This is a genomic window from Neorhizobium sp. 05N33 (assembly GCF_056397445.1).
This window is the reverse complement of record NZ_JBFTNK010000015.1, coordinates 93,757-117,896: the sequence shown is the minus strand read 5'-3', so window position 1 is coordinate 117,896 and position 24,140 is coordinate 93,757. Positions and strand designations below refer to the sequence as shown.

General features: G+C 62.2%; 20 protein-coding genes. 10 read left to right on the top strand and 10 right to left on the bottom strand.

Annotation, left to right across the window (positions count from 1 at the left end; translation table 11 throughout):
• Positions 1-564: 564 nt before the first annotated feature.
• On the bottom strand, positions 565-1,713 hold the full coding sequence (locus tag AC1DLT_RS26290) for a mandelate racemase family protein (RefSeq protein WP_477488714.1): 1,149 nt from the start codon (positions 1,711-1,713) through the stop codon (positions 565-567).
• A 105-nt stretch (positions 1,714-1,818) separates the two neighbouring features.
• Complete coding sequence (locus AC1DLT_RS26285; RefSeq protein WP_477488713.1) at positions 1,819-2,619, bottom strand: NAD-dependent epimerase/dehydratase family protein; 801 nt, start codon at positions 2,617-2,619, stop codon at positions 1,819-1,821.
• Positions 2,620-2,778: 159 nt separating this feature from the next.
• Here AC1DLT_RS26285 and AC1DLT_RS26280 point away from each other — a divergent pair, with 159 nt between their 5' ends.
• Together AC1DLT_RS26280 and kdgD are read left to right on the top strand one after the other, a co-directional pair.
• Positions 2,779-3,543: a FadR/GntR family transcriptional regulator gene (locus AC1DLT_RS26280; RefSeq protein WP_293405758.1), complete on the top strand. Its 765-nt coding sequence runs from the start codon at positions 2,779-2,781 to the stop codon at positions 3,541-3,543.
• Positions 3,544-3,631: 88 nt separating this feature from the next.
• A complete protein-coding gene (gene kdgD / locus AC1DLT_RS26275; RefSeq protein ID WP_477488717.1) occupies positions 3,632-4,564 on the top strand; it encodes a 5-dehydro-4-deoxyglucarate dehydratase in 933 nt (310 codons plus the stop codon).
• A gap of 156 nt (positions 4,565-4,720) precedes the next feature.
• Here the strand turns inward: kdgD and AC1DLT_RS26270 are convergent, their stop codons facing one another.
• Complete coding sequence (locus AC1DLT_RS26270; protein ID WP_477488716.1) at positions 4,721-6,304, bottom strand: ABC transporter substrate-binding protein; 1,584 nt, start codon at positions 6,302-6,304, stop codon at positions 4,721-4,723.
• Positions 6,305-6,564: 260 nt separating this feature from the next.
• Between AC1DLT_RS26270 and AC1DLT_RS26265 the strand changes: the two genes are divergently transcribed.
• The 5 genes from AC1DLT_RS26265 to AC1DLT_RS26245 all read left to right on the top strand — a co-directional run bounded on the left by AC1DLT_RS26265 (position 6,565) and on the right by AC1DLT_RS26245 (position 11,354).
• Positions 6,565-7,380 (top strand): NAD-dependent epimerase/dehydratase family protein, encoded by an 816-nt coding sequence (locus AC1DLT_RS26265; RefSeq protein ID WP_477488712.1) that lies wholly within the window; start codon positions 6,565-6,567, stop codon positions 7,378-7,380.
• A 7-nt stretch (positions 7,381-7,387) separates the two neighbouring features.
• Positions 7,388-8,467 (top strand): mandelate racemase/muconate lactonizing enzyme family protein, encoded by a 1,080-nt coding sequence (locus tag AC1DLT_RS26260; RefSeq protein ID WP_477488711.1) that lies wholly within the window; start codon positions 7,388-7,390, stop codon positions 8,465-8,467.
• Positions 8,468-8,633: 166 nt separating this feature from the next.
• The gene (gene nirK / locus AC1DLT_RS26255; protein ID WP_477488710.1) at positions 8,634-9,767 is read left to right on the top strand and encodes a copper-containing nitrite reductase; all 1,134 of its coding nucleotides are present in this window, start codon (positions 8,634-8,636) and stop codon (positions 9,765-9,767) included.
• Positions 9,768-9,854: 87 nt separating this feature from the next.
• Positions 9,855-10,760, top strand: a complete 906-nt coding sequence (locus AC1DLT_RS26250; RefSeq protein WP_477488709.1) for an SUMF1/EgtB/PvdO family nonheme iron enzyme — start codon at positions 9,855-9,857, stop codon at positions 10,758-10,760.
• A gap of 147 nt (positions 10,761-10,907) precedes the next feature.
• Entirely contained in the window at positions 10,908-11,354 is a 447-nt protein-coding gene (locus tag AC1DLT_RS26245; protein WP_247033604.1) for a pseudoazurin, read from the top strand.
• A gap of 69 nt (positions 11,355-11,423) precedes the next feature.
• On the opposite strand, the gene AC1DLT_RS26240 is transcribed toward AC1DLT_RS26245, so the two are convergent.
• The 7 genes from AC1DLT_RS26240 to AC1DLT_RS26210 form a co-directional block, all read right to left on the bottom strand.
• Positions 11,424-12,506, bottom strand: coding sequence for an extracellular catalytic domain type 1 short-chain-length polyhydroxyalkanoate depolymerase (locus tag AC1DLT_RS26240; RefSeq protein ID WP_477488708.1), 1,083 nt, complete (start codon positions 12,504-12,506; stop codon positions 11,424-11,426).
• Positions 12,507-12,615: 109 nt separating this feature from the next.
• Positions 12,616-14,277, bottom strand: a complete 1,662-nt coding sequence (locus tag AC1DLT_RS26235; protein ID WP_477488707.1) for an ABC transporter ATP-binding protein — start codon at positions 14,275-14,277, stop codon at positions 12,616-12,618.
• Positions 14,274-15,185, bottom strand: coding sequence for an ABC transporter permease (locus tag AC1DLT_RS26230; protein ID WP_038546146.1), 912 nt, complete (start codon positions 15,183-15,185; stop codon positions 14,274-14,276). The genes AC1DLT_RS26235 and AC1DLT_RS26230 overlap by 4 nt, the downstream gene beginning before the upstream one ends.
• Positions 15,185-16,192: an ABC transporter permease gene (locus tag AC1DLT_RS26225; protein ID WP_477488706.1), complete on the bottom strand. Its 1,008-nt coding sequence runs from the start codon at positions 16,190-16,192 to the stop codon at positions 15,185-15,187. Before AC1DLT_RS26225 ends, AC1DLT_RS26230 begins: the two co-directional genes overlap by 1 nt.
• Before the next feature lie 107 nt (positions 16,193-16,299).
• Positions 16,300-17,877 (bottom strand): ABC transporter substrate-binding protein, encoded by a 1,578-nt coding sequence (locus AC1DLT_RS26220; protein ID WP_477488705.1) that lies wholly within the window; start codon positions 17,875-17,877, stop codon positions 16,300-16,302.
• Positions 17,878-17,925: 48 nt separating this feature from the next.
• The gene (locus tag AC1DLT_RS26215) at positions 17,926-18,606 is read right to left on the bottom strand and encodes an AroM family protein (RefSeq protein ID WP_477488704.1); all 681 of its coding nucleotides are present in this window, start codon (positions 18,604-18,606) and stop codon (positions 17,926-17,928) included.
• Positions 18,607-18,780: 174 nt separating this feature from the next.
• Positions 18,781-19,737, bottom strand: a complete 957-nt coding sequence (locus AC1DLT_RS26210) for an AroM family protein (RefSeq protein WP_247135373.1) — start codon at positions 19,735-19,737, stop codon at positions 18,781-18,783.
• 145 nt (positions 19,738-19,882) lie between these two features.
• Between AC1DLT_RS26210 and AC1DLT_RS26205 the strand changes: the two genes are divergently transcribed.
• The 3 genes from AC1DLT_RS26205 to AC1DLT_RS26195 all read left to right on the top strand — a co-directional run bounded on the left by AC1DLT_RS26205 (position 19,883) and on the right by AC1DLT_RS26195 (position 24,126).
• Entirely contained in the window at positions 19,883-20,962 is a 1,080-nt protein-coding gene (locus AC1DLT_RS26205; RefSeq protein WP_477485331.1) for a DUF917 domain-containing protein, read from the top strand.
• Positions 20,959-22,533 carry a hydantoinase/oxoprolinase N-terminal domain-containing protein gene (locus AC1DLT_RS26200; protein ID WP_477488703.1) on the top strand — a complete coding sequence of 525 codons (1,575 nt, stop codon included), beginning with the start codon at positions 20,959-20,961 and terminating at the stop codon, positions 22,531-22,533. The genes AC1DLT_RS26205 and AC1DLT_RS26200 overlap by 4 nt, the downstream gene beginning before the upstream one ends.
• A gap of 201 nt (positions 22,534-22,734) precedes the next feature.
• Complete coding sequence (locus AC1DLT_RS26195; RefSeq protein WP_477488702.1) at positions 22,735-24,126, top strand: FAD-binding oxidoreductase; 1,392 nt, start codon at positions 22,735-22,737, stop codon at positions 24,124-24,126.
• The last annotated feature ends 14 nt before the right edge of the window (positions 24,127-24,140 follow it).

Genomic DNA, 24,140 nt, shown 5'->3' with positions numbered 1-24,140 from the left:
CGGTTGAGCCGTGCAAGTGGCAGGCCTGTCCCGAAAGGATGGGCGCGAATAAAGCCACGCAGCGAGGCGAGATGATCACCTGTAGGGGCCGGAAGCCCCGACAAGACGCCGAAGGCCACGCGAATGCGGAGCCATACTATTATTTTACTATGAGGTTCCGCATTCGTGTGGGCTCTCCGATCTTTGAAAAGCCACGGCAGGTGACTGCGCGGGGCTCCGGAGTGTTGGCCGAGGGGCCGGAAATCAGCGAAATGATGTCACCGGCGAAGGTCTGAGCGCCTCCCGCGCGAAGGATTGCAATCCTCCGAAACTGGATCCTCGGGTCGAGCCCGAGGATGACGGAGGAGAGGGCGTGCCCCGTGCCCAGAGCAACCGGGTCCTTACAATGTTTCGGCGAGCGAGGCGGTTGCTGTTTTTCGTCAGTCCTCTCAGCATACTCGTCATCCTCGGGCTTGACCCGAGGATCCAATCACCGACGACAGGCTTGGCGGACTGCAAAAACAAGAAACCCGGCCCCAAAGGGACCGGGCTTCTCTTTCCTGCTTGGGAGGCAGAATAAACGGTTCACTCGACCAGATTGGCGTTGATGAAGTCGAAGTTGATGTCTTCGCCCATGCCCGGCTTGTCGGAAATATGAACAAAACCGTCTTCGTCCATCGGGTCGACCAGGGCGTTCAGGTATTCGAAGCCGTCGTCATATTCGAGGAACGGGTGCAGCAGGCCGCGCTCGTACCATTTCGCGTTCTTGGTGCAGGCCGCGACGATCAGGTTCGGAGCGCCATTGCCGTGGATTTCGCAGTTCATGCCGAAGGATTCGGCCAGATGCATGGTCTTCATTGCCGGGCTGATGCCGCCGACGTCATGGACGCCGGTGCGCAGGATGTCGCAGGCCTTCGAGGTGATCCATTCGGCGCGGCTGAAATGCTTGCCGCCGGCGCTTTCCGGACCGAGGACCGGAATGTCGAGGTTTTCCGCAAGCCAGGCGTAGGAGGCCGAGCTCTGCTCGTCCATCGGCTCCTCGATCCAGTCGAAGCCCAGCTTTTCGAGACCCCTGCCGAGTTCCAGCGCTTCCGTGCGGGTATACCAGTGGAAGGCATCGATCATCAGGTGGATATCCGGACCGACCGCCTCACGGACGGCGGCGCAGGCCTTGAGATCCATCTTGACATCAGGCGCCCAGGAGACCGGCGGCATCCAGGTGTGCAGCTTGACGCCCTTGTAGCCGCGCTTGACGAGCGTTTCGCCAAACCGGCCATAATCTTCCGGCGTCGCGAGGCCGTTCTCCAGCTCGTCGCCACACATGATCGAGCCATAGGCCGGGATTTTTTCGCGGTAGCTGCCGATCAGTTTGTGAACCGGCATGTTCAGCTTGCGGCCGGCAAGGTCCCACAGGGCGCAATCGACGATCGCGAGCGTCCGGTCGGTCAACTGCATCGCGCTGCCGCGCTGCCAGTGCGCGAGGTCCTGCCACAGCCGTTCGCGGGCGAACGGATCTTCGCCGATCAGCACCTTCTTGACGAACTTGTCGATCACATGCGGGCGAACGACTTCCGGCGGGGCAAAGCAATAGCCTTCCGCACCGTCGTCATCGACGATGGTCAGCAGCGCCAGGTTGACCTTGTGCGGCGGGCCCGGATGAGCATGGCCAGCGGTATCCTGGTGACGGCGCGTGGTATGGGAGAATACGCGCACATTGACGTCTACGATCTTCACGAAATTCCTCCTGTCAGAAGCGGAGGGACGAACCTCCGCCATTTCATGTCGGGACCCGGCGAGGGCCGGATCGGAGCCGCCCGTCGGGCGGCGGAAGCCTGTCGTTCACGCATCGTCCGGATGGCCGGCCGAGGCGAAGGCGCCGCCTTGATAGATGACGGCGGGATCGGTCGGGTCTTGCCTGCCGGCCGCCGTTTCCACTTCGACGCGCCACTTTGCGGATGTGCCCTCGGGTTTCCAGCCGAGGAAAGCGGCATTGCGGTTGTCCCACCACTGCTCGTCGTTGGCAGAGGCGCCGTAGACGATGGTATGTGCGATCCGCGGGGCAGCAAAGGCGCGCCGGCAGAGGGAAAAGAAATCACGATAGCTGAGCCAGGTCGCCAGCATGCGCGTGTTGGCCGGTTTTTCGAAGCACGAACCGATGCGGACAGACAAAGTCTCCTGTCCGAATTTTTCGAAATAGAGGCTGGCAATCGCTTCTCCGAAAACCTTCGAAGCTCCGTAGAGGGAGTCCGGCTTCGGCACGACCGTGTTGTCCAGCCTTTCATCGCACCGATAGTAGCCGACGACGTGGTTGGAGCTTGCAAAGACGATGCGCGGCAGGCCGTTGTGCCGGGCGGCTTCATAGATATTGTAGAGGCCGACGATATTGCCCTGGACGATGAGATCGAACGTCTTTTCGAGGGAAATGCCGCCGAGATGAATGATGCCGTCGACGCCTTCGACCAGCTTTGCGACACCCGCGGCATCCGCCAGATCGCATTGAACGAAGGTTTCGCCCACGCCCGCATCGGCGATCTCACCGATATCCGACAGCACGACGTGTTCGGCGATCTCCCTCAGCATCGGCCGGATTGCCCGGCCGACACCCCCCGCGGCGCCGGTTAGAAGCAGTCTCTTGAGCATTCTTCCCTCGTGGACGGGTCGACGGTAAATATGCGTCGGTCCGCAGTGTCATCATACCTCATAGGTCATCTCATACTATAGGTCCGTGGCCGGGCGTCAATAAAATTCTTGCCCGGTGCTTGACAACACGGGCAGGTTTTACCCCTCTAAGTGGCTGAAATGGCAAAGCGAGAGAGCGGGCAGGCATTGAAGAGAGCAGATAACATCACCGGGGAGGCACCTTCCCGAAAAGGCCGCAACTTGGTCGAGACGGTTGGTCGGCGGATGCGGGATGCGATCACGAGTGGCGCGTTGAAACCCGGTGACAAACTGCCCACGGAAAGCGGACTGACCCAGCAATACGAGGTCAGCCGCACGGTCATCCGCGAGGCGATCGCCTCGTTGCGGGCCGATAATCTCGTCGAGGTCCGCCATGGCGTCGGTGTGTTCGTGCTGGCGCCACAAGCCGGGCTTCAGGGCGGCTTCCGCACCGTCGATGCCAGCCGGGTTTCCTCGATCATCGAGATGCTGGAAGTCCGCGCCGCCATCGAGATCGAGGCCGCGGGCCTTGCCGCCGTTCGCTCGTCGCCGGCACAGCAGGAGTTGATCTTCGAATGTCTCGAAACGATCAAACGGCAGATTGCTGCCGGTGCGGCAACCGTTGAAAGCGATCGGGCTTTCCATCTTGCCATCGCGGATGCGACCAACAACCCGCGTTTCCGGGAACTCCTGGAGGCGATCGGCAAGCAGATGATTCCGCGATCGCTGCTGCAGGAGGGCGAGGTCGAGATTTCGCCGCCCGAATACCTGGCCCAGATCCAGGATGAACATGCCCGGATCGCCCGCGCAATCACGGATGGCGATGATTCGGCTGCTCGCGACGCCATGCGCATGCATCTCAAGGGGAGCCAGCAACGCTATCGATCGCTGATACGGCGACCGTGAGTTTTCCACAAAGATAATACAACTATTGACAGTCATAATATGACTTGGTAGCCTTCTGGAAATCAACCAGGAAGGGACTGTCATGTCTATGGATCCAAATGAACTGAAGCATGCGCTCGGCGCCGGCCTCCTGTCGTTCCCCGTCACGCCGTTCGGTAAGGACGGCCTCTTCAACCGCAAGGCCTACGAGCAGCATGTCGGCTGGCTGGCCGGGTTCGATGCTTCGGTGCTTTTTGCTGCCGGCGGCACCGGCGAGTTCTTTTCTCTGGAGCCCTCCGAAATTCCGGAGATCATCACCGCCGCCAAGGCTTCGGCCGGCAGCACGCCGATCGTTGCCGGTTGCGGTTACGGCACGCGGATCGCCGTCTCGATCGCCAAGTCTGCCGAAAAGGCCGGTGCCGACGGCATTCTCCTGCTGCCGCATTACCTGATGGATGCCAGCCAGGAGGGCCTTTACCAGCATATCAAGACCGTCTGCCAGTCGGTCGGCATCGGCGTGATGGTCTACAATCGCGACAACTCGATCCTGACGGCGGAAACGCTGGCCCGCCTTTGCGAGGCCTGCCCAAACCTGGTCGGCTTCAAGGATGGTTCCGGCGATATCGGCCTGGTGCGCAAGATCACCGCGATCATGGGTGACCGCCTGACCTATCTCGGCGGCATGCCGACGGCCGAGCTTTTTGCGGACGCCTATCTCGGCGCCGGCGTCACCACCTATTCGTCGGCGGTCTTCAACTTCGTTCCGGCGCTGGCCCAGACGTTCTACAAGGCGCTCCGCGCCGGCGATACGGCCGCCACCAACCAGATCCTCACCGATTTCTTCTATCCGTTCATGGAGATCCGCAACCGCCAGAAGGGTTATGCCGTTTCCGCCATCAAGGCCGGCGTGCGGCTGATGGGCTTCGACACCGGTCCGGTTCGCGCCCCTTTGACCGACCTGACCGCCGAAGAAATCAAGATGATGGAGGCTCTCTGCGAGCCCTATCGCAATGGCGCTCTCGGGGTGCAGGCGGCCGAATAGGCGTCCTCCTCTCCAACCCTCTCCCCGAGCGCATCAGCCGGCAGGTCCGCCCTGCCGGCTTTTTCGTGTCCGCGGCCAAGCGTTGGCGGCCCATAAAAAACGCCCGCAACCGAGGTTGCGGGCGTTCGTCCTGGGAGGGACTGATAGCTTGAGTGGTCAGCGCTGCTTGGACACGCTGCGCAGGCGAACCGTCCACCCGTAGTGGTTCACATAGCCCTTGACGTCGGCACGATAGACGACGCTGTCGACAACCGCCGAAATCGGCTGCAGCGCAGGAACGAGTTCCTCGTATCGCTTCTGAATGTCTTCATAGGCCGTCTTCTGCTTCGCCTGGTCACGCTCTACCAGTGCCTTGGCCGACATGTCGTTCAGCTGCTGGTCGAAGAAGGACGTGCGCCAGCCGATGATGCCGCTGAGCTTGGCGTCGTCGGCGTTGTTCGGGTTGATGACCAGGGCGCGCAGGTTGGAATGCGGATGCGGCTCCTGGCCGCCGCCGCCGCGACCGACGAGCATCTCGAACTTGCGCTCGCGCATCGGGCCATAGATCTGGTCGCCGGCGCCCTGGACGATTTCGGCCTTGATGCCGGCCTGGGCAAGGGTCGCCTGGATCGCGGTGGCGGTGTCCGTGAAAGGCGGCTCGTTGAGCGTCAGCAGCCTGACCGGGAAACCATCGGGATAACCCGCCTTGGCGAGCAGCTCCTTGGCCTTGGCGACATCGATCTTATAGTCCGGATCGGCCAAGCTGCCGATGACGCCTTCGGCGACCGGGCGAAGACGTTTGGTGCCGTAATTCGGCATGATCGTCTTGTTGATGCCGTCATAGTCGATCAGATACCGGATCGCGAGGCGCACGTCCGGGTTCTTGAAGCGCTCGTCCTTCATGCTCACGGCGAGGAAATAGAAGCCCGAGCTCGGTGTGCTCTGCACCTCGACGTCCTTGTTCTTACCGAGCGCGGCGATATCGGGAACCGAAAGGCCGATCGCGACGTCCACGTCGCCTTTTTCCAGCATCAGGCGCTTGGTCTGGGATTCCGGCATGTGCCGGAAGATCACGCGCTTCATCCTGGGCTTTTCGCCCCAATAATCGTCGAAACGCGTCAGGATGAGCATTTCGTTGGAGGACCAGCGCGTCAGGCTGAAGGCACCGGAACCGGCGGCATTGATCTTCAGCCAGGCTGCTGCCTTGTCGCCGTTTGTCTCGTGGCTCATGGCGGTCTTCATATCGATGACCGCACTGGCATCCGGCTTGCCAAAAATGTCGAGCGTGAGCTGCGGATCGGTCGGCTGAGCCGGCTTGAGGGTGATCTTGTTGCCGTCAGCCGTCAGCAGCTGGTCGATATTGTTGGCCTTGTAACCGAAGGACGACCAGACGCCCGCCCCGACCAGGCCAAGGCTGATATTACGTTTGATCGACCAGACGACGTCTTCGGTCCGGACCGGATTGCCGGACGTGAACTTTGCGCCATCCCTCAGCGTGAAGGTGATCGAGCCGTCATCCGCCACCGTCCAGGAGCTGGCGAGGCTCGGATTGACGGTCTTCTTGTCCGGGGCGAGTTCCACCAGCGTGTCATAGAGATTGGCGATGACGCCTGTCGCCTCGCGGCCTGAAATCGCCGCCGGGTCGAGGGTCAGGATATTGTTCATGCTGAGGCCGACGATCAGCTGGTCGGCGGGGGTATCTGCGTATGCGCCGATCGGCGCAGACAGCGTCAGAGCCGTGGCCAGAGCCACATGCTTCATCCATTTCATCTGGGGTTCCTCCATCCAGGCACTCAAGTGAGAGTATGACGTCACATGACTGCTGCGCTATATGAAGACCGAAAAGATAACCTTCGTCAATCGATACGGGCCGATAAAACAACGCATTTTGCGTTATTTTGATCTCGACGTCGGGCAGTCAATGCCCTGGCATCCTATTTTGGTCTTCAAGTCATATTATGAGTTGACGCCCCTTCGGGGCACCTTCTAGATTGCCGGCAGCATATCGAGGAGGAATGGGGATGAAGCGGCTTCTGATCACCGGGGCGGCCGGCAACATGGGCAAGGCCATGCGCCAGCGGCTCGGGCACCTGGCGGAGATCATCCGCATTTCCGATATCGCCCCACTGGACGATGCCGCGGCCGACGAGGAGCCGTTTGCCTGCGACCTGGCGGATTCCGATGCCGTCCTGCGCATGGTGGAAGGGTGCGACGGTATCCTGCATTTCGGCGGCGTTCCTTCCGAAAACACCTTCGCCAGCATTCTCGACAGCAATATCCGCGGACTGCACAATCTCTATGAAGCGGCGCGAAAGCACAGTAAACCGCGCATCCTGTTTGCCAGCAGCAACCATACGGTCGGCTTCTACCGGCAGGACCAGTTCATCGGCGTCGATCAGCCGACCAGGCCGGACGGCCTTTATGGCGCCTCGAAATGCTTCGGCGAGGGTCTGGCGCAGATGTATTTTCACAAATTCGGCCAGGAAACGGCGATCGTCCGCATCGGTGCCTGCTGGCCTAGGCCGACGACGGTGCGGATGCTGTCGATCTGGCTGAGTTTCGACGACATGGCTTCGCTTGCGGAGAGGGTCTTCAAGGCTCCTTATCTCGGTTGCCCGACGATCTGGGGCGTTTCGGACAATCAGCCGAAATGGTGGGATAATTCTGCTTCCGCCTATCTGGGCTGGGTTCCGAAGGACAGTTCGGAGATTTACCGCTCGGAACTGGAACGCAATCCCGGCATTCCTGACAGAGGATCGTCACAAGCCAAGTGGCAGGGCGGCGGTTTCGTCGACGATCCGATCTACACCGAAGCTCCCCGTGCCCTGAACCGGTAACGATCCCATGAAAATCACCGATCTCACTACCACCGCCGTCAGCCTGCCGCTTGCGGAACCGCTCGGCAATGCCACGGCGACCATCCATCAATTCTCCTGCATCGTCGTCGATCTCGTTACCGACGAGGGACTGCGGGGCGAAAACCTGATCTTCACCATCCGGCCGGAGCAACTGAAGCTGCTGGATAGCATGGTGCATGTGCTGCGGGATGCGGTGATCGGACGCGATCCAGACGATACGGGCGCCTTCTGGGCTGATGCCTGGCGGCGCATCAACTTCATCGGCTTCACGGGCGTCTCGATCATGGGCGTTTCCGCGATCGATGGCGCCATGTGGGATCTGAGAGCCAAACGCGCCGGGCTTTCGATCTCGCGGATGCTGGGCCGGTGCCGTGAGACTATTCCAGCCTATGCGAGCGGCGGCCTATGGCTCACTCAGGACATTCCCTCACTCGTCCGGCAGGCGGAAGGTTTTGTTGCAGCCGGCTTCAAGGCGATGAAGCTGCGGCTTGCTGGGCGGATCGACGTCGACCTGCCGCGCGTGAAGGCCGTTCGGGCAGCGATCGGCAGCGATATCGGGCTGATGATCGACGCCAACCAGGTGCTCGACGCTGACGCCGCGATCAAGCTCGGCGACGCTTTGGCACCCCTGGATATAGCCTGGTTCGAAGAACCGGTGCCGGCCCACGCATTGGAGGATTCGGCCAAGGTGGCAAAAGCCCTGCGCATGCCGGTCGCGTCCGGTGAAAATGAATATACCCGCTATGGTTTCCGGCGGATGATCGAAATGGGCGCCGCCTCCATTCTCATGCCGGATCTCCAGCGGGTTGGCGGCGTTACCGAATTCGCTCGCGTCGGCGCATTGGCGGCAAGTTTTGATCTGCCGATCTCCTCGCATCTTTTCCCTGAAATGAGCCTGCAGCTGCTGGCCCACGTCCCGACCGCCCATTCCCTGGAATATGTGGAATGGTTCGCGCCGCTCTACGAGGAAAAGATAAAGCTCGTCGACGGTACGGCCCAGATCCCGGATGCGCCTGGCTGGGGAATGTCCCTCGACCGGGATGCGATCCACCGCCACGCTCTTTAGGCTGAAATCCGCATAGGACGAGATTTGCCCCGTTTTCTTGCGAAAGCGCAAGCAAATGCCCATGCCCTGTTTGTTTCACGTCAAAGAGAAGAGGTTGGCGTAGACATAAATTCTATTTCCAGAGGACGGCGATTTACTCCGCCCCTTGTTCCGAAGGACAGAAACCATGACCGACACGATTCAGATGACCAGACGCTCGATCCTCGCGGGGGCAGCCTTCGTTGGCGCAATCGCACCGGTCGTGCAGGCTTCCTTCGCTTATGCGGACGAAGCGCCCCCGGCGAAGATGAAACCGGTGGACCTATCGCGCCTCCGTCGCGAGAAAATCGAGCTGGTGAAGCCGCCTTTCGTGCATGCCCATGCTCAGAAAGCAGACGGCCCGCCAAAGGTGATCGAAGTTACGCTGACCATCCAGGAGAAGAAGCTCGTCATCGACAAGGAAGGCACCGAGATCAATGCGATGACCTTCAACGGGTCGGTTCCGGGCCCGCTCATGGTCGTCCATCAGGACGACTATGTCGAGCTGACGCTCATCAACCCCGACACCAACGAACTCCAGCACAATATCGACTTCCATTCGGCAACCGGCGGCTTGGGTGGCGGTGCGCTGACCGTGGTGAACCCAGGCGAGAAAACCGTTCTGAGATTCAAGGCAACCAAGGCCGGCGTCTTCGTTTACCACTGCGCACCTCCCGGAATGGTGCCGTGGCACGTTACCTCGGGCATGAACGGCGCTATCATGGTGCTCCCGCGCGACGGTCTCAAGGACGGCAACGGGAAACCGCTGACCTACGACAAGATCTACTATGTGGGTGAGCAGGATTTCTACGTCCCCCGCGACGGGAACGGCAAGTTCAAGAAATATGACAGCGCCGGCGAAGCCTATGAAGACACGCTCAAGGTGATGCGGACGCTGACCCCGACGCATATCGTCTTCAACGGGGCCGTCGGTGCCTTGACTGGCCAGAACGCCATGACCGCCGCTGTCGGCGAAAAGGTGCTGATCGTCCATTCGCAGGCAAACCGGGACACCCGGCCTCACCTCATCGGGGGCCACGGCGATTATGTCTGGGCCACGGGCAAGTTTGCCAACCCTCCGGACCTTGACCAGGAAACGTGGTTCATCCCGGGCGGGGCAGCGGGCGCTGCGTTCTATACCTTCCAGCAGCCCGGCATATACGCCTACGTCAACCACAACTTGATCGAGGCCTTCGAACTGGGCGCGGCGGCGCATTTCAAGGTCACCGGCGATTGGAACGACGACTTGATGACGTCGGTCCTTGCGCCGAGCGGCACCTGATCGGAAACGGCCGGGAGCATGGCATGAGCCTGTTCCCGGCCGGCCTTCATCCCCCGCAAGCGCCAGAATTCGCCTCGGGAGGCGAACATGCCATGCACACACGACAGGCCAAAGCTCTCGCTCCTCCATACCGGGCTTCCGATCACGCTGATCGCCGTGCTGGCGGCAGGTATCTTCCATCAGGCGGGCTTCATGAGGCCGGCGCCCCCAGAGGGCGCGGTCTATGAGCCCGCGACGGTCGTCGTTCCTGCCCGCAGCTACAGCTACAGGAGTGACGGAGAGTTCCTGAAGGGCACGGCACCGATCGATGCGCCGATGAAGACGGTGGTCGCGGGGCCGAGCCTTACGATCATGAAAAATCATGTCGCGGCCTCGGAATACCGGACGTGCGTTTCCGCAGGCGCCTGCAGATCGCCAGAAGCGGCTACATCAAGGACGGACGTTCCTGCCACCGGCGTGAGCTTCGACGATGCCACGACTTATGCCCGCTGGCTCTCCGAGGTGACCGGTGAATACTGGACCCTGCCGACAGACGAACAACTGGCGCAGGCCGCGGGCAAGAGGTTTCCGGACGATGCTCTCGGCCTCGATCCGGACAGCAAGAACCCCGCGCTGCGGTGGCTCGCCGACTACGAGCGCGAAGCACGCGAGCGGGCCGCGGGTAATCCCACCCCTCGGCCGACGGGAAGCTTTGGGGAGAACGAATATGGTCTGGCCGACTTTGGCGGCAACATCTGGGAGTGGACCTCGACCTGCCATCGCAGGGTCCATCTTTATGCGAACGGTTCCGTTCGGGCCTTCGAGGAAAGTTGCGGCGTCTATGTGACGGTCGGCACCCATCGCTCGCCGATGAGTTCCTTCATCCGCGATCCGAAAGGCGGCGGCTGCGCAGTGGGAATCCCGCCGGACAATCTGGGCTTCCGCCTGGTCAAATCCACCCGCTGGTATGCGCCCTTTCTCAAGACGCTTCGGCAAGTGGGTTGGACAACGTGACCATCACGTCGCCATCCGGGCCCAAACCGACGCAAAAGCGAGCCGCGACAAACTCAAAACCGTTTGTCGTACGTCAAAGAGCACCGGCGGTTTTGCTCTAGTGTGAATTCCAACGAAGCCGTGGGCTTCCAGAAAAGGAGTAAGAAAATGAAGAAGATTTTGGCATCCCTGGTCGGTGCGGCGATCGTCACGGCTGTCTGCGCCACGGTGGCGTCGGCTGCCGATTTCGAAGTGCACATGCTCAACAAGGGTAACGACGGCGCGATGGTATTCGAACCGGGCTCCCTGAAGATCGCCAAGGGCGATACCGTCACCTTCATCCCGACGGACAAGTCTCACAATGCCGAGACCATCGAGGGGCTGATCCCGGAAGGTGCAAAGCCGTTCAAGGGCCAGATGAACGAAAGCGTCAAGGTCACCTTCGACGTTGAGGGGGCATATGCCGTGAAATGCTCGCCGCATGTCGGCATGGGCATGATTGGCCTCATCGTTGTCGGCAATGCGCCAGCCAACCTGGAGGCCGTCAAGACCGCGAAACTGCCCAAGAAGGCTCGCGAACGTCTCGACGCGGATATTGCAGCTTCCGGCGTTTAAGCCGGGAGCGTTCGGCGGCGGCCATTCCCTCTCCCCCCGACCGTCGCCGCGCTTATTCTCCAGGTCTTATCAGCGCATCAGGCCAGCCATGCGAAGCGCATTCTCGATGATCTGCTGGATACCTTCAGGCTCTTTTGCCTCCTGAGAAGAAACGGATGCCCGCTTGGGGCCGCCAGTCTTCGCCTGCAACGGCTCCGCACCTTCGCGAAGCAGGCCCCAGCTTTCTGCCGAATGAAGCGTCGACGATATGCCGACATCCAGCAGATACGGCGCGGCGTTCTCGCCGCCGAGCGTCGGATCGATCGGCGTTCCATGGCCCATTCCGGCGATGCTGTAATATTCGAGCGCCTGCCTGCCGCGGGAATCTTTCCACGCGGTTCTCGTCTGGCCGTCGATCTTTTCCTTGAGGTCCGGCCGCGGGCCGACCTCGTGAACGCCGCGCCACTGGTCGATGATCGCCTGCGCATTCGCCTCCGCGACCGTCTTGTCCTCGGTGCCCTGCCATACGGAGATGGTTGGCCAGGGTCCCTGATGGGTGGAAGCGGCTTTCAGCCGCGACTGAAGCATCGATGGTGCCGGCAGGCCGTGGCCGCGCATCCGGTCGAATGCTTCGGGCACCGTCGCGGCGACGCCATAGGGCAGTCCTGCGATGATTGCGCCACCCGCGAAGACTTCCGGATAGGTGGCGAGCATGACGTTGGCCATGCCGCCGCCTGCGGACAGGCCGCTCACATAGATGCGCGAAGTGTCGATCCCGTGCCGGGAGACCACGGCATCGATCATCTGGCGGATCGAGTGCGCTTCGCCCTGGCCGCGGCGCGTGTCGCCCGGAAGGAACCAGTTGAAACAGAGATTGCCGTTGTTGGCCCGGACCTGTTCCGGCAAGAGCACCACGAAGCCATGCCGTTCGGCGAGCTTCGACCATCCGGTGCCGTGATCATAACCGGATGCGGTTTGCGTACATCCGTGGAGAACGACGACGAGGGCGGGGTGTTTGGGAAGCAGGGAGGGCACGTAAACCTTGGCTGCCAGCGCTCCGGGGTTGGATCCGAAACTTTCAAGCGCCGCCAGATGGCTGGGCGCGTCGGTCGGTTCCCAACCCAGTGATTTCAAGCGGGCGAGCCGCTCCAGCGTATCCGACAACGATCTCATCATGCCTCCTGGCAATCATTGCCGGGATGGCAGTGATCAACGACAACGTCCCCCTATATGGGAAGCGTTGCTGCACTGCACAATTATTTTTTTGCAAACGTATGTTTCATCACGAGCCGGCGGGGGCCGACAAGTTGGCCGCGCGCGAGGTTTTGCGTCCGCTTTCGATCAGCGCCCTGGTGTATTCGTGCTGCGGCGACAGGAAAAGGCGTTCCGTCTCGCCCTGTTCGACGATCACGCCGCGTTTCATCACGATGGTCCGGTCGCAGATCTGCCGGATGACGGCCAGGTTGTGCGAGATGAAGACGTAGGTGAGGTCGAGTTCGGCGCGCAGTTCCTGCAGGAAGTCGAGCACCTGCGCCTGCACCGAGATGTCGAGCGCGGAAGTCGGTTCGTCGAGGATCAGCAGGCGCGGATTGAGGGCGATGGCGCGGGCGATGCAGATGCGCTGCTTCTGGCCGCCGGAGAGTTCGTGGGGATAGCGGTATTTGAACATTTTCGGCAGCTGGACGATGTCGAGCAGTGCTTCGACGCGCGCCTCGATGTCGCGGCGGCCCATGCTTGTCTGGATGCGCAGGGGCTCGCCGATCGCGTCGCCGATCGTGTGGCGGCCGTTAAGCGCCGAATGCGGGTTCTGGAAAACGAACTGCATGTGCCGGCGCATCAACCGCATGGGCTCGCCGGTCAGGCCGGAAATGTTCCTGCCGTCGAAGATGATGTCGCCGGAGGTCGGCTCGATCAGCCGCAGCAGCATGCGCGCCAGCGTCGATTTGCCGGAACCGGATTCGCCGACCACGCCGAAGATTTCGCCGGTTGCTACGGACAGGTTGATGCCGTCGACCGCAGTCACCTCGCTGCCGGACTGGCTGCGGTAGACCTTCTTGAGGTCGATCGCTTCCAGAAGCACGCCGGGTTTCACCGGCGTGCCGATTGCCGGTTCGGCGACGACCTTTGCCGCGGCGGTATCGATGTCCGGCACGGCAGCCAATAGGCGCTTGGTGTATTCGTGCTTCGGCGCGCTGAGGATGTCCGCCGTCAGGCCCTGTTCGACGATCTCGCCCTTGTACATGACCGCACAACGTTTCGCGATCGTGGCGATCGCGCCGATATCGTGGCTGATCATGATGACGGTGAGGTTTAGCTTCTCGACCAGCGAATTGATGAGGTCGAGCACCTGCGCCTGGACCGTCACGTCGAGTGCCGTCGTCGGTTCGTCGGCGATCAGCAGGTCCGGCTTGCCTGACAGCGCCATGGCGATCAGCACCCGCTGGCGCATGCCGCCGGAAAGCTGGTGGGGGTACTGGTCGAACAGCATGGCCGGGTTCGGCAGGCCGACCTGGTCAAGCAGGTCTTCGGCGCGGGCACGGCGAATGGCCTTTAAGGAGACGCCGTGGCCGGCTGCCTTTTCATGGGCGGCGATAACGTCGGAAATCTGCTGCCCGATGGTGAAGAGCGGGTTCAGATAGGTCATCGGGTCCTGGAAGATCATCGAGATGCGGATGCCGCGGATCTTCCTCCAGTCTTTTTCCGAAAGCGCCGTGATATCCTGTCCGTCGAAGGCGATGCTGCCTTGGACGACTTTTGAGGCCTTCGGCCCGATGCCGAGCACCGAGCGCACCAGCACCGTCTTGCCTGAACCGCTTTCGCCGACGATGCCGAGCGTATCGCCGCGGTTGACGGTCAGGTTGATATCCTTCAGCACGTGCACCGGGCCGTCGAAGGTGCTGATATCGAGCCGGTAGTTCTGGATGTCGAGAAGAGGTCCGGTCATCGGTCGCGGCTCCGGGGGTCGAGAATGTCGCGCAGGCCGTCGCCCAGCAGGTTGAAGCCGAGCACGGTCAGGAAGATCGCGGCGCCCGGAAACAGCGAATACCACCACCAGTCCGGCATGTAGGTGCGGGCGACCGAGATCATCGCGCCCCATTCCGGTGCCGGCGGCTGGGCGCCGAGGCCGATGAAGCCGAGGCTGGCGGCGGACAGGATCGCCATGCCCATGTCCATGCTCATCTTGACGATGATCGGCGACATGCAGTTCGGCAGGATGTGGTGCCAGAGGATCCACGGCGTTTTGGCGCCGATCGAGCGGGCCGATTCCACGAACAGTTCTTCCTTGACCGACAGCGTCTTTGCCTCCACCAGCCGCACATAACCCGGCCACCAGACGAGCGACAGAGCCAGCACGCAATTGGTGATGCCGGGGCCGAGTGCGGCGACGATCGCGAGCGCGAGAGCCAAGCCCGGTACTGCGAGGAAAAGCTCCGTGATGCGCATGATGACGGCGCGCACCCAGCCGCCGCGATAACCGGCGATGATGCCGAGCGGCACGCCGATGACGGCGCCGACGCCGGTGATGATCAGCCCGATCCACAGCGAGGTGCGGGCACCGATGATGACGCGCGAAAGGATGTCGCTGCCCATCTCGTCGGTGCCGAACCAGTGACCGACGCTCGGGCCCATCAGCTTGTTGGCCATGTTGAAGGCGCCGACGGTATCTTCCGGATAGGGCGCGAGCCAAGGGCCGAGTGCTGCAAGCAACAGGAAGAGCACGACCAGGCCGAGGCCGAGCATGGAGGAGAAGCTCTTGCCGAACATGTGGGCATAAAGCCGCCACTGGCGGATCTTGCTTTCATGCCGTTCGCGGAAGGTGAGGGGCCGGGAGAGTTCCACGGGCGTCGTCATCAGGCGCTCCTGAGGCGGGGATCGATCCACGCATAGGCGAGATCGACAAGGGTGTTGGCGACGATGAAGAAGAAGCCGATTACCAGCGTGACGCCGATGACAGGCTTGAAATCCGACGAAAGCGCCGAAGAGACGGCGTAAAGCCCGATTCCCGGCCAATCGAAGACGGTTTCGACGAGAACGGTCGAGCCGAGCATCCAGCCGAAGCGCAGACCGATCATCGCCAGCGTCGGCAGAAGCGCGTTCTTCAGCGCATAGATTGCGACGATGCGGAAGGAGGCGATGCCGTGGGCGCGGGCCGCGACGATGTAGTCCGACTGCAGCACTTCGATCATCTCGGCGCGGTTGACGCGCAGGATCGAGGCGAGGCAGGGGAAGGAAAGCACGATTGCCGGAAGGATGATATGCCGCAGCGATATCCAGAACGTGTCCAGCCGGCCGGCGAACAGGCTGTCGACGAGGAGTAGGCCGGTGACGGTTTGCGGCGGGCGGGTGACCAGCGGCAGACGGCCGGAAACCGGCAGCCAGCCGAGATCGACCGCGAATGTCAGCTGCAGGATGATGCCGAACCAGAAGGCCGGCAGAGCGACGCCCGAGATCGAGAAGATGCGGGTCGCATGGTCGATCGGGCCGTCCTTATAGACGGCCGACAGCATGCCCAGGGGCACGCCGACGACGATGCCGAGCGTCATGGCGACGAAGACCAGTTCCAGCGTTGCCGGCGCATAACGCAGCACTTCTTCCAGCACCGGCCTGGTGGTGACGATCGACTGGCCGAGATCGCCAGTCATGAGATCGCCCATATAGACGACGAACTGTTCGGGCAGCGACTTGTCGAGGCCGTATTCGGTGCGAATGGTCGTCACCATGTCCTCGGTCGCGTTGGGGCCGGCGACCAGGCGGGCGGGATCGCCCGGCGCGACATTGGTGATGACGAAGGTGAGTGCCGCAATGCCGATCATGGTTCCGACCAGCGTCAGCACTTTGCGGAAGGCGAATGTCAACATCGTCTTCTCCGGTGGCTATCTTCTAAAAAACTGCGCATGGCCCGGCCGGTTGGGATGGCCTGGCCATGCGCATCATGCTGGCTGCAAGAGGGGACGCAAGCCAGTTTCTATTCGGCCTTCACCCACATCGGGTAGAGATCGACTTCGCCGGTGAAGCGGACCGGGCTAAACTGGAAGCCCTGCAGATAGTCGCGATGCGCCCAGCGGCGGTTCTGCAGCATGCCGAAGACTTCCGGCTGGTCGGCGACAATCTGCTTCTGGATGTCGGCATAAAGCTTGGCGCGGTCATCCCAGTTGGTGGCGGCACGGGCCTGGTCGATCATCTCCGAGACCTTCGGATTGTCGTAGAACATCATCGCGTAATACTGGCCCCAGCTCGCCTTGTGATACTGGTAGGCGACGGCGTCCGGGTCGGTCGAGACCGGTGTGGTGAAGACCGAGGTCATGGCCGGCGAAGTCTCGACCTTGGAACCGGCGGCGACCATGTTCGGCCACTGTTCCGGCTTGACCTCGACGGTGATGCCGAGCTCCTTCAGGTTGTCGAGCAGCACGAGACCGATGCGGCGGGCTTCTTCGAGGCCGGCGACATGGACATAAGGCAGGGTGATGCCGCCGTTCGGATAGGCGGATTTCGCCAGGTATTCCTTGGCCTTGGCGATGTCCTTGCGCGGGACGCCCGGAACCGAGACGAAGCCCTTCATGGCGTCCGGCAGCGGGCTGCTCTCGAGCGATGCGGCGCCGTTGTAGATCTGGATCAGGGCATCGTAGTCGACCGCATAGGCGATTGCCTTGCGCAGGTTGATGTCGGCGGTCGGGCCCTTCTGGGTGTTGAACTTGATGCCGAAGGTGGTCATGCCCTTATGGTCCTCGATGACCACGCCCGGCACGCGCTTGATCTGGATGTAGTCGTCCGGCGTCAGACCTTCGACAATGTCGGCTTCGCCGCGCTGCAGGGCAGCCTTCTGGGCGGCGGGTTCGCGGATGATCTTGTAGATGACGCCGGCCGGGCGGTTCTTCTCGCCCTGCGGCCAGCCCTTCCAGTAGGTGTCATTGGCTTCGATTTCATAAAGAACGTTCGGTTCCCAGCGGCCGAGTTTGAAGGGGCCGGAACCGGCTGCATGGTCGGTCAGCCACTTCTGGCCGTAGTCGCCGTCGACTTCATGAGCCTTCACCTCAGCCGGGTTGACGATGTACCACCAGGGCAGGAAGGAGAGGAACGGTGCGTAGGGCGCCTTTAGGTCGAAGCGGACGGTGTTGGCGTCGACGGCGACGATGTTTTCCGGCGCCAGGAAGTCCTTGAGCATCCAGGCGACGCCCTTGTTGAGCTTCAGGCCGCGCTCGAAGGAATAACGCACGGCTTCGGCGGTCACCGGATCGCCGTTGTGGAACTTGGCGTTCTTGGCGAGATGGAAGGTCCAGCTCTTGCCGTCGGCGCTGGTTTCCCACTTCTCGGCGAGCCAGGACTTGATCTCAGCCGGGTTGCCTTCGTACTTGACCAGAGCATCATAGACCGACTGCTGGATCATGCGCGTCGACCAGTCGTAGCGGATATGCGGATCGAGGACCGGGATGGCCTGACGGCCGCCGAAGACGATGACATTGCCCTTGTCGGTGCGCTCAAAGGCGCCGGCGGGCGCGGCGAGGATCGAGGAGGCGAGCAGTCCCGCGACCGCGACGATTCTCAAGGTTTTTCCGAACATGTGGTTCCCTCTGTTTTTAATGTGGCTCGGCTATCAGATCATTTGACGGACGACGCCCGCGACGACGCGGCGCGACAATAGAACCGGGGCATCGACGGCGCGGCGCACCTCATCCAGCATTCCGGCGGAATAACCCATGCAGTGCATGACGATGAGGTCGCAGCCTTCAAGCGTTTTTGCCCGTTCGCCGACATCGTCGCCGGCATAGGGGGAGGCGGCGACGAATTTCGGCTCGCCGCTGAAGACGTGGCGATCGGCGAAATCCTTGACCTGCCGTTCGAGCGGCAAGATGACGCCGAGCTTGCGGGAGGAAGCGGCGAGTGCCTCGACGGTGGAATCGACGATCCGCTGGGCCTCGACGACCAGCGTGTTTTCGAGCGGATCGATCCGGGTGCCGGTGCAGAGAAGAACGACGAGCTCGAAACCTTGCGCATCGATCTTCTTCAAGAGAACGTTGAGCTTCTCCTCGGTGCGGGCCTTGGACGTGACGATCTCCTCGCCGCTCTTCAGACGCGTTGCGAAGGAATGCTCGCCGTCGACAGCGCGCATCGCACCGAGCTCGGCGGAGTTCATGCCGTCGAGCACGCCGAATTCACGGAACTCGACGCGACCTTCCGGCAGGCCGATGCCGATCTCGGCCATCATTTCCGGAACGATATCGACACGTGGTGTCTGACCGATGGTCACAAAGGCGATCTTGGATGTGGAAGGCATGCTCTCATCGTTCCCTGCATGACATTATCGACAGGGAGCCTAGCGCCCGGAAGCGCGGCTTCACTATAGGGTAATGCCCCTAGAACGACATGATTCTGACATGCTCAAGGCGACCAATTTTTAGGCAAAGAGGTCTTCTGGCGCAATTTTCTTGCGCGAACCGGATTATTTCGATCAGGGATGGCCGGCGGTGATGACCATGCGGATCAGGGCATTGGACGACGTGACTTCCATCTTGCTCATGACATTCGAGCGGTGGATCTCGACGGTCTTCGGGCTGATGCCGAGCTGGCGGGCGATCGCCTTGTTGGACAGACCTTCGGCCACAAGCGACAGGACCTGCCGCTCGCGCGGCGTCAGACGAAGAAGTTTTTCGGCAAATTCCGGCGAAACGCCAGGCAGAGTGACAGGCTGCGAACGATGCAGGAGGAGCCGGATGGCGCTTGCGACGATGCGGCGGGCGAGGACGACAGGCTTGCCGCTCGCCTTCGCCACCATCTGCCGGTCGGCCTCGGTAAAGCTGACGGAATTCAGGACGATGATTTCCGCATCCGCAAGATCGACGAGCGCGCCGGCAAGCAATTTCCTGTCGCCGTCGGCTGCATAGCTGGCGCAGATCTTATAGGGCGCCAGCGCGGGGATATCGAGTTCCTCGATCTGCTGCTGCAGTGGCTGGATGAGGCCGACGGAAGAGCCGTGCGCGGCGAGCGAAATCACCGCCGATTCCATGGCACGCTGGGCATTGACGGTCGGGCAGGTGCTTTCGAAATCGCGGAACAGGCCGGTCGAGAGGATGACGACGAGGTCGAATTCGTTGGGGTGGAAGGCGGCGGCGATCTTCGCCATGCGCTCGGCGATCCGCGGCTTGGACACGACAATGTCGGTATTGTCGGCAAGCCGGGTGACGATGCTCTGTTCGCCTGGCCTGACCCTGAGATCGTCGATCTCGGCTTTGGAAAGCCCGTCCAGCGCGCCGATTTCGAGTGCTTCGATCGGCACATCGAGATTGGTCAGCATGTCCCCGATAAGATCGGCACGCGGCGTCTGGCCGACGCTCAAAAACATCACCCGATGGCGCAATTCCGCACCTTCCGGCGAGGTCGGGGCCAGCGCATATGGGCTCTTCGTCACCTGCAGGGAATCGGTCCTTTCGATCGTCAAACCATGATTGCGCCGAGCGTGCCCAAAATCAAGGCAAGCTCATTCTAGGGGCAGTCCCCTATAGGCATCCTTCGTCACTCATGGCTAGGTTCTAGCACATTCTTCGGAGGTAAACATGATCCGTGATTTCGAAGCGAGCGAGATCGACCCGCTTGCCGTAGGCGCCTGGATTCTCGGCACCGGCGGCGGTGGCAGCCCTTATCTGGCGCAGCTCAACCTGAAAAAGCTCTACAAGGACGGCAAGCGCGTCAAGCTGATCGACCCCCAGGCGCTCGATGACGGCGATGCCGTCGCGGTCGTTTCCAAGATGGGCGCACCGCTGGTCGGCCAGGAGCGTCTCGTCGATCCCGCGCATCTGGCGCGTGCCATGCAGCTGATGGAAGAATATACCGGCCGCAAGTTCCGCGCCGTGATGAGCGTCGAGATCGGCGGCGGCAATGCGCTGTCGCCGTTCCTCGCCGGTGCCATGCTGGATATCCCGGTCGTCGACGCGGACGCGATGGGCCGTGCCTATCCGGAAGCGCAGATGACCAGCTTTGCGATCGGCGACCTGCCGATGTATCCGCTGACGCTGGTCGATTGCCGCGACAACGAGGCGATCGTCGCCAAGGCTGCCTCCTGGAAGTGGATGGAGCGGATTTCCCGCAAGATCTGCACCGAAGTCGGCTCGACGGCGGCGACCTGCAAGGCGCCGCGCACCGGCCGGGAAGTCAAGGACTGGGGCGTGCTCTACACGGTGACCAAAGCCGTCAGCCTGGGCCGCGCCGTGCTTGAGGCCCGCGCCGCCCATACGGATCCCGTCGAGGCCGTGCTTGCCCATGAGGGCGGCAAGGTGTTGTTCAAGGGCAAGATCGCCGATGTCGACCGCACCACGACGGGCGGCTTCCTGCGCGGCTCGGCGATGATCGAAGGCCTCGACGGTGATCGCGGCTCGAAGGTCGAACTCGCCTTCCAGAACGAATGGGCGGTCGCTTTCCGCGACGGCCAGCCGATCGCCATGACGCCGGACCTGATCTGCCTGCTCGATACAGTGTCGGGCGAGGCGATCGGCACCGAGACGGTTCGGTACGGCCAGCGCGTCACGGTCGTGGCACTGCCGGCGCCGGAGGTGCTGACCAGCGCCAAGGGCCTTGAACATGTCGGCCCGCGCGCCTTCGGATATGACCTGGATTTCAAATCGGTGTTTGCAGCATGAAGCGGATCGGAATTGACGTCGGCGGCACCAATACGGATGCCGTGCTCATCGATGGCGAGAAGGTTCTCTCGGCCATCAAGTTTCCCACCACGTCGGACGTGATGCAGGGTGTCGTCAACGCGATCGGCCATGTGGTCGCTTCGCAGGCGCCGGGTGCGGCACCGGTCGATGCGGTGATGATCGGCACGACGCATTTCACCAATGCGGTGGTCGAACGCGCCCGTCTCGATCGGGTCGCGGCGATCCGCATCGCCATGCCGGCCGGCGCCTCGCTGCCACCGATGGTCGACTGGCCGGATGAGTTGCGCGATGCCGTCGATCCGCTCACCTTCATGGTGCACGGCGGCCACGAATATGACGGCCGGCCGCTGGTGCCGCTCGCCCGCGACGAAGTGCGCGACGCGGCGATGAAGATCCGCGATGCCGGCGTCGATTCGATCGGTATCACCGCGCTTTTTTCGCCCCTGACGGCGGAATGCGAGCTGGAAGCGGCGGAGATCGTCCGTTCGGTGATCCCGAATGCGCGCATCACGCTGTCCCATACGCTCGGCCGTATCGGGCTCCTGGAACGCGAGAATGTCACGCTGCTGAACGCTGCACTGCAGGGGCTCGGCCGCAAGACGATCGACGCCTTCAAGGATGCGCTGAAGCAGGCCGGCATCGACGCGCCGTTCTATCTGACCCAGAACGATGGCACGGTGGTGCTGGCGGATGTCGCTGCCGCCAACCCGGTCTACAGCTTTGCGTCCGGCCCGACCAATTCCATGCGCGGCGCGGCGTTTCTGACCGGCCTCAAGGAGGCCATGGTCATCGACGTCGGCGGCACCACCTCGGATGTCGGCTGCCTGGTCGGCGGTTTTCCGCGCGAGGCGAACAATGTCGTCGAGGTCGGCGGCGTGCGCACGCTGTTCCGCATGCCGGACCTGCTGCCGATGGCGCTCGGCGGCGGCACGATCATCGACCCGGAAACCCGCAAGATCGGGCCGCGTTCGGTCGGTTACCGCATCACCGAGAAGGCACTGGTCTTCGGCGGTGATACGCTGACGACGACGGACGTGGCGGTTGCTGCCGGCCTCGTCGAGATCGGCGACCGCGACCGGGTCAAGCATCTCGACAAGGCGCTGGTGGCCGATCTGCTGAAACGCGTCGAGGCGATGGTCGAGGACGGCGTCGACCGGATGAAGACGTCTGCCGAGGGCGTGCAGTTGATCGCCGTCGGCGGCGGTGCGTTCCTGATCCCGGAAAAGCTCAAAGGTGCCAGCGAAGTGCTGCGCGTCGAACATGCCGGCGTCGCAAACGCGCTCGGTGCTGCGATGGCGCAGGTTTCCGGCGAAGTCGACCAGGTGTTTTCCGGCATGTCGCGCGAAAAGGCGATCGCCGAGGCCGAGCGCATCGCCCGCGCCCGCGCCGTCGAGGCGGGCGCCAGCGTCGAAACGATCGTCACGCTCGATACGGAAGACATTCCGATCGCCTATCTGCCGGGTGATGCACGGCGTGTGCGTGTGCGCGTCGTCGGCGACATCGCCTTCATGAAGGACGAACAGAAGCACGTGGCCGGCGCCTTGCGCTGAACCAAATCTCCTCCCAGGGAGAAATCGGCGGGCCGGCTTGTTGCCGGCCCGCCGATTTCATTTGGAGCTGCCGGGATCGCTTCGGCATCGATGGCGGTTATCTGCCGGCCTCTGCTCTTCGAGAAAATTCGGAGGTATATTTATTTTACCGAAGATGGCAGTTAAGCTTACCTTTATCGATATCTCCGAGGTGACGGCTTCATGACACAAGAATTCATCCACGCGCTCCAGCGCGAGCTCGCTCCCGACGTCTTTTTCGGGGACGATATTCCGGTCCGCTTCCACAATGATTGGGGCGGCCTTTCGCCGGTGGTGCCGCTTGCGCTGGTGCGGCCGCGCACGACGGAGCAGGTCTCGGTAACGCTGCGCCTTTGCAACGAATTCAAGGTGCCGGTGGTGCCGCAGGGCGGGTTGACTGGTCTTGCCGGCGGCGCCCGGCCGATTGAAAATGGCGTGGCGCTGTCGCTCGACCGCATGAACGGTATCGAGGAAGTCGATACCGTGATGGCGACGATGACGGTGATGGCAGGCACGCCGCTCAGCGTTATCCAGGCGAAGGCCGAGGAGGCGGGGTTGTTCTTCGGGCTTGATCTCGGCGCCCGCGATTCCTGCCTCATCGGCGGCAATCTCGCCACCAATGCCGGCGGCAATCGCGTCATCCGGTTCGGCATGGCCCGCGAACATGTGCTCGGCCTCGAAGTGGTGCTGCCGGACGGCACGATCGTCAAGTCGTTGAACAAGATGCTGAAGAACAATGCGGGCTACGACCTCAAGCAACTGTTCATCGGTTCGGAAGGCACGCTCGGCGTCATCACCCGCGCCGTGCTGCGGCTGCAGGCGAAGCCCGCCGAACTTGCCAGCGCCTTCTGCGGCTGCCCGGATTTCCCCTCGCTTCTGGAGCTATTGAAGAGCGCCCGCCAGGGCATGGGATCGGCGCTGACCTCGTTCGAGGTGATGTGGCCGAGCTTTTACGACTTCATGACGGGTAAGCTTCCTGACCTGCGCCGCGCCTTCAAGGAGCCGCACGGTATCTATGTGCTGATCGAGACTGGCGGGCGCAATGCGGACGAGAACCGGGCGCTGCTGGAGCAGGTGCTGTCGGATGCGCTGGAAGCCGGCTGGGTTTCCGATGCGGTCCTGCCGTCCTCCGAGCGGGAGACCAAGGACCTCTGGGCGGTGCGCGAAAGCGTGTCGGAATACGGCAAGCTGATGGGGCCGCTGACCGCTTTCGACGTCGGCCTGCCGACCAGTGCCGCCGGCCAGGTGGTCGACGAGATCGAGGCCGCGATGAAGGCCCGCTGGCCGGATGCGATTGCGCTCAGCTACGGCCATATCGGCGACAGCAACCTGCATCTCGTCTGCAACATTCCATCCGCCGGCAACGACCAGCCGCACAAGGAGATCACCGAACTCGTCTTCGGTTCGATCGCCCGCGAAGGCGGCACGATTTCCGCCGAACACGGGATCGGCCTGCTGAAGAAGCCCTATCTCAAGCTGTCACGAACCCCGGAGGAGCTGGCGTTGATGGCGCGTATCAAGCTGGCGCTCGATCCCAACAACATTCTGAATACCGGCAAAGTGCTTTCCGTCTGAGCGGGGGTAGGAGG

Excerpts from the sequence above, each read along its gene's own strand:
- AC1DLT_RS26285 (WP_477488713.1), bottom strand. The coding sequence starts at position 2,619 with ATGCTCAAGAGACTGCTTCTAACCGGCGCCGCGGGGGGTGTCGGCCGG.
- AC1DLT_RS26280 (WP_293405758.1), top strand. The coding sequence starts at position 2,779 with ATGGCAAAGCGAGAGAGCGGGCAGGCATTGAAGAGAGCAGATAACATC.
- kdgD (WP_477488717.1), top strand. The coding sequence starts at position 3,632 with ATGGATCCAAATGAACTGAAGCATGCGCTCGGCGCCGGCCTCCTGTCG.
- AC1DLT_RS26270 (WP_477488716.1), bottom strand. The coding sequence starts at position 6,304 with ATGAAGCATGTGGCTCTGGCCACGGCTCTGACGCTGTCTGCGCCGATC.
- AC1DLT_RS26265 (WP_477488712.1), top strand. The coding sequence starts at position 6,565 with ATGAAGCGGCTTCTGATCACCGGGGCGGCCGGCAACATGGGCAAGGCC.
- AC1DLT_RS26260 (WP_477488711.1), top strand. The coding sequence starts at position 7,388 with ATGAAAATCACCGATCTCACTACCACCGCCGTCAGCCTGCCGCTTGCG.
- nirK (WP_477488710.1), top strand. The coding sequence starts at position 8,634 with ATGACCGACACGATTCAGATGACCAGACGCTCGATCCTCGCGGGGGCA.
- AC1DLT_RS26250 (WP_477488709.1), top strand. The coding sequence starts at position 9,855 with ATGCCATGCACACACGACAGGCCAAAGCTCTCGCTCCTCCATACCGGG.
- AC1DLT_RS26245 (WP_247033604.1), top strand. The coding sequence starts at position 10,908 with ATGAAGAAGATTTTGGCATCCCTGGTCGGTGCGGCGATCGTCACGGCT.
- AC1DLT_RS26240 (WP_477488708.1), bottom strand. The coding sequence starts at position 12,506 with ATGAGATCGTTGTCGGATACGCTGGAGCGGCTCGCCCGCTTGAAATCA.
- AC1DLT_RS26235 (WP_477488707.1), bottom strand. The coding sequence starts at position 14,277 with ATGACCGGACCTCTTCTCGACATCCAGAACTACCGGCTCGATATCAGC.
- AC1DLT_RS26230 (WP_038546146.1), bottom strand. The coding sequence starts at position 15,185 with ATGACGACGCCCGTGGAACTCTCCCGGCCCCTCACCTTCCGCGAACGG.
- AC1DLT_RS26225 (WP_477488706.1), bottom strand. The coding sequence starts at position 16,192 with ATGTTGACATTCGCCTTCCGCAAAGTGCTGACGCTGGTCGGAACCATG.
- AC1DLT_RS26215 (WP_477488704.1), bottom strand. The coding sequence starts at position 18,606 with ATGCCTTCCACATCCAAGATCGCCTTTGTGACCATCGGTCAGACACCA.
- AC1DLT_RS26205 (WP_477485331.1), top strand. The coding sequence starts at position 19,883 with ATGATCCGTGATTTCGAAGCGAGCGAGATCGACCCGCTTGCCGTAGGC.
- AC1DLT_RS26200 (WP_477488703.1), top strand. The coding sequence starts at position 20,959 with ATGAAGCGGATCGGAATTGACGTCGGCGGCACCAATACGGATGCCGTG.
- AC1DLT_RS26195 (WP_477488702.1), top strand. The coding sequence starts at position 22,735 with ATGACACAAGAATTCATCCACGCGCTCCAGCGCGAGCTCGCTCCCGAC.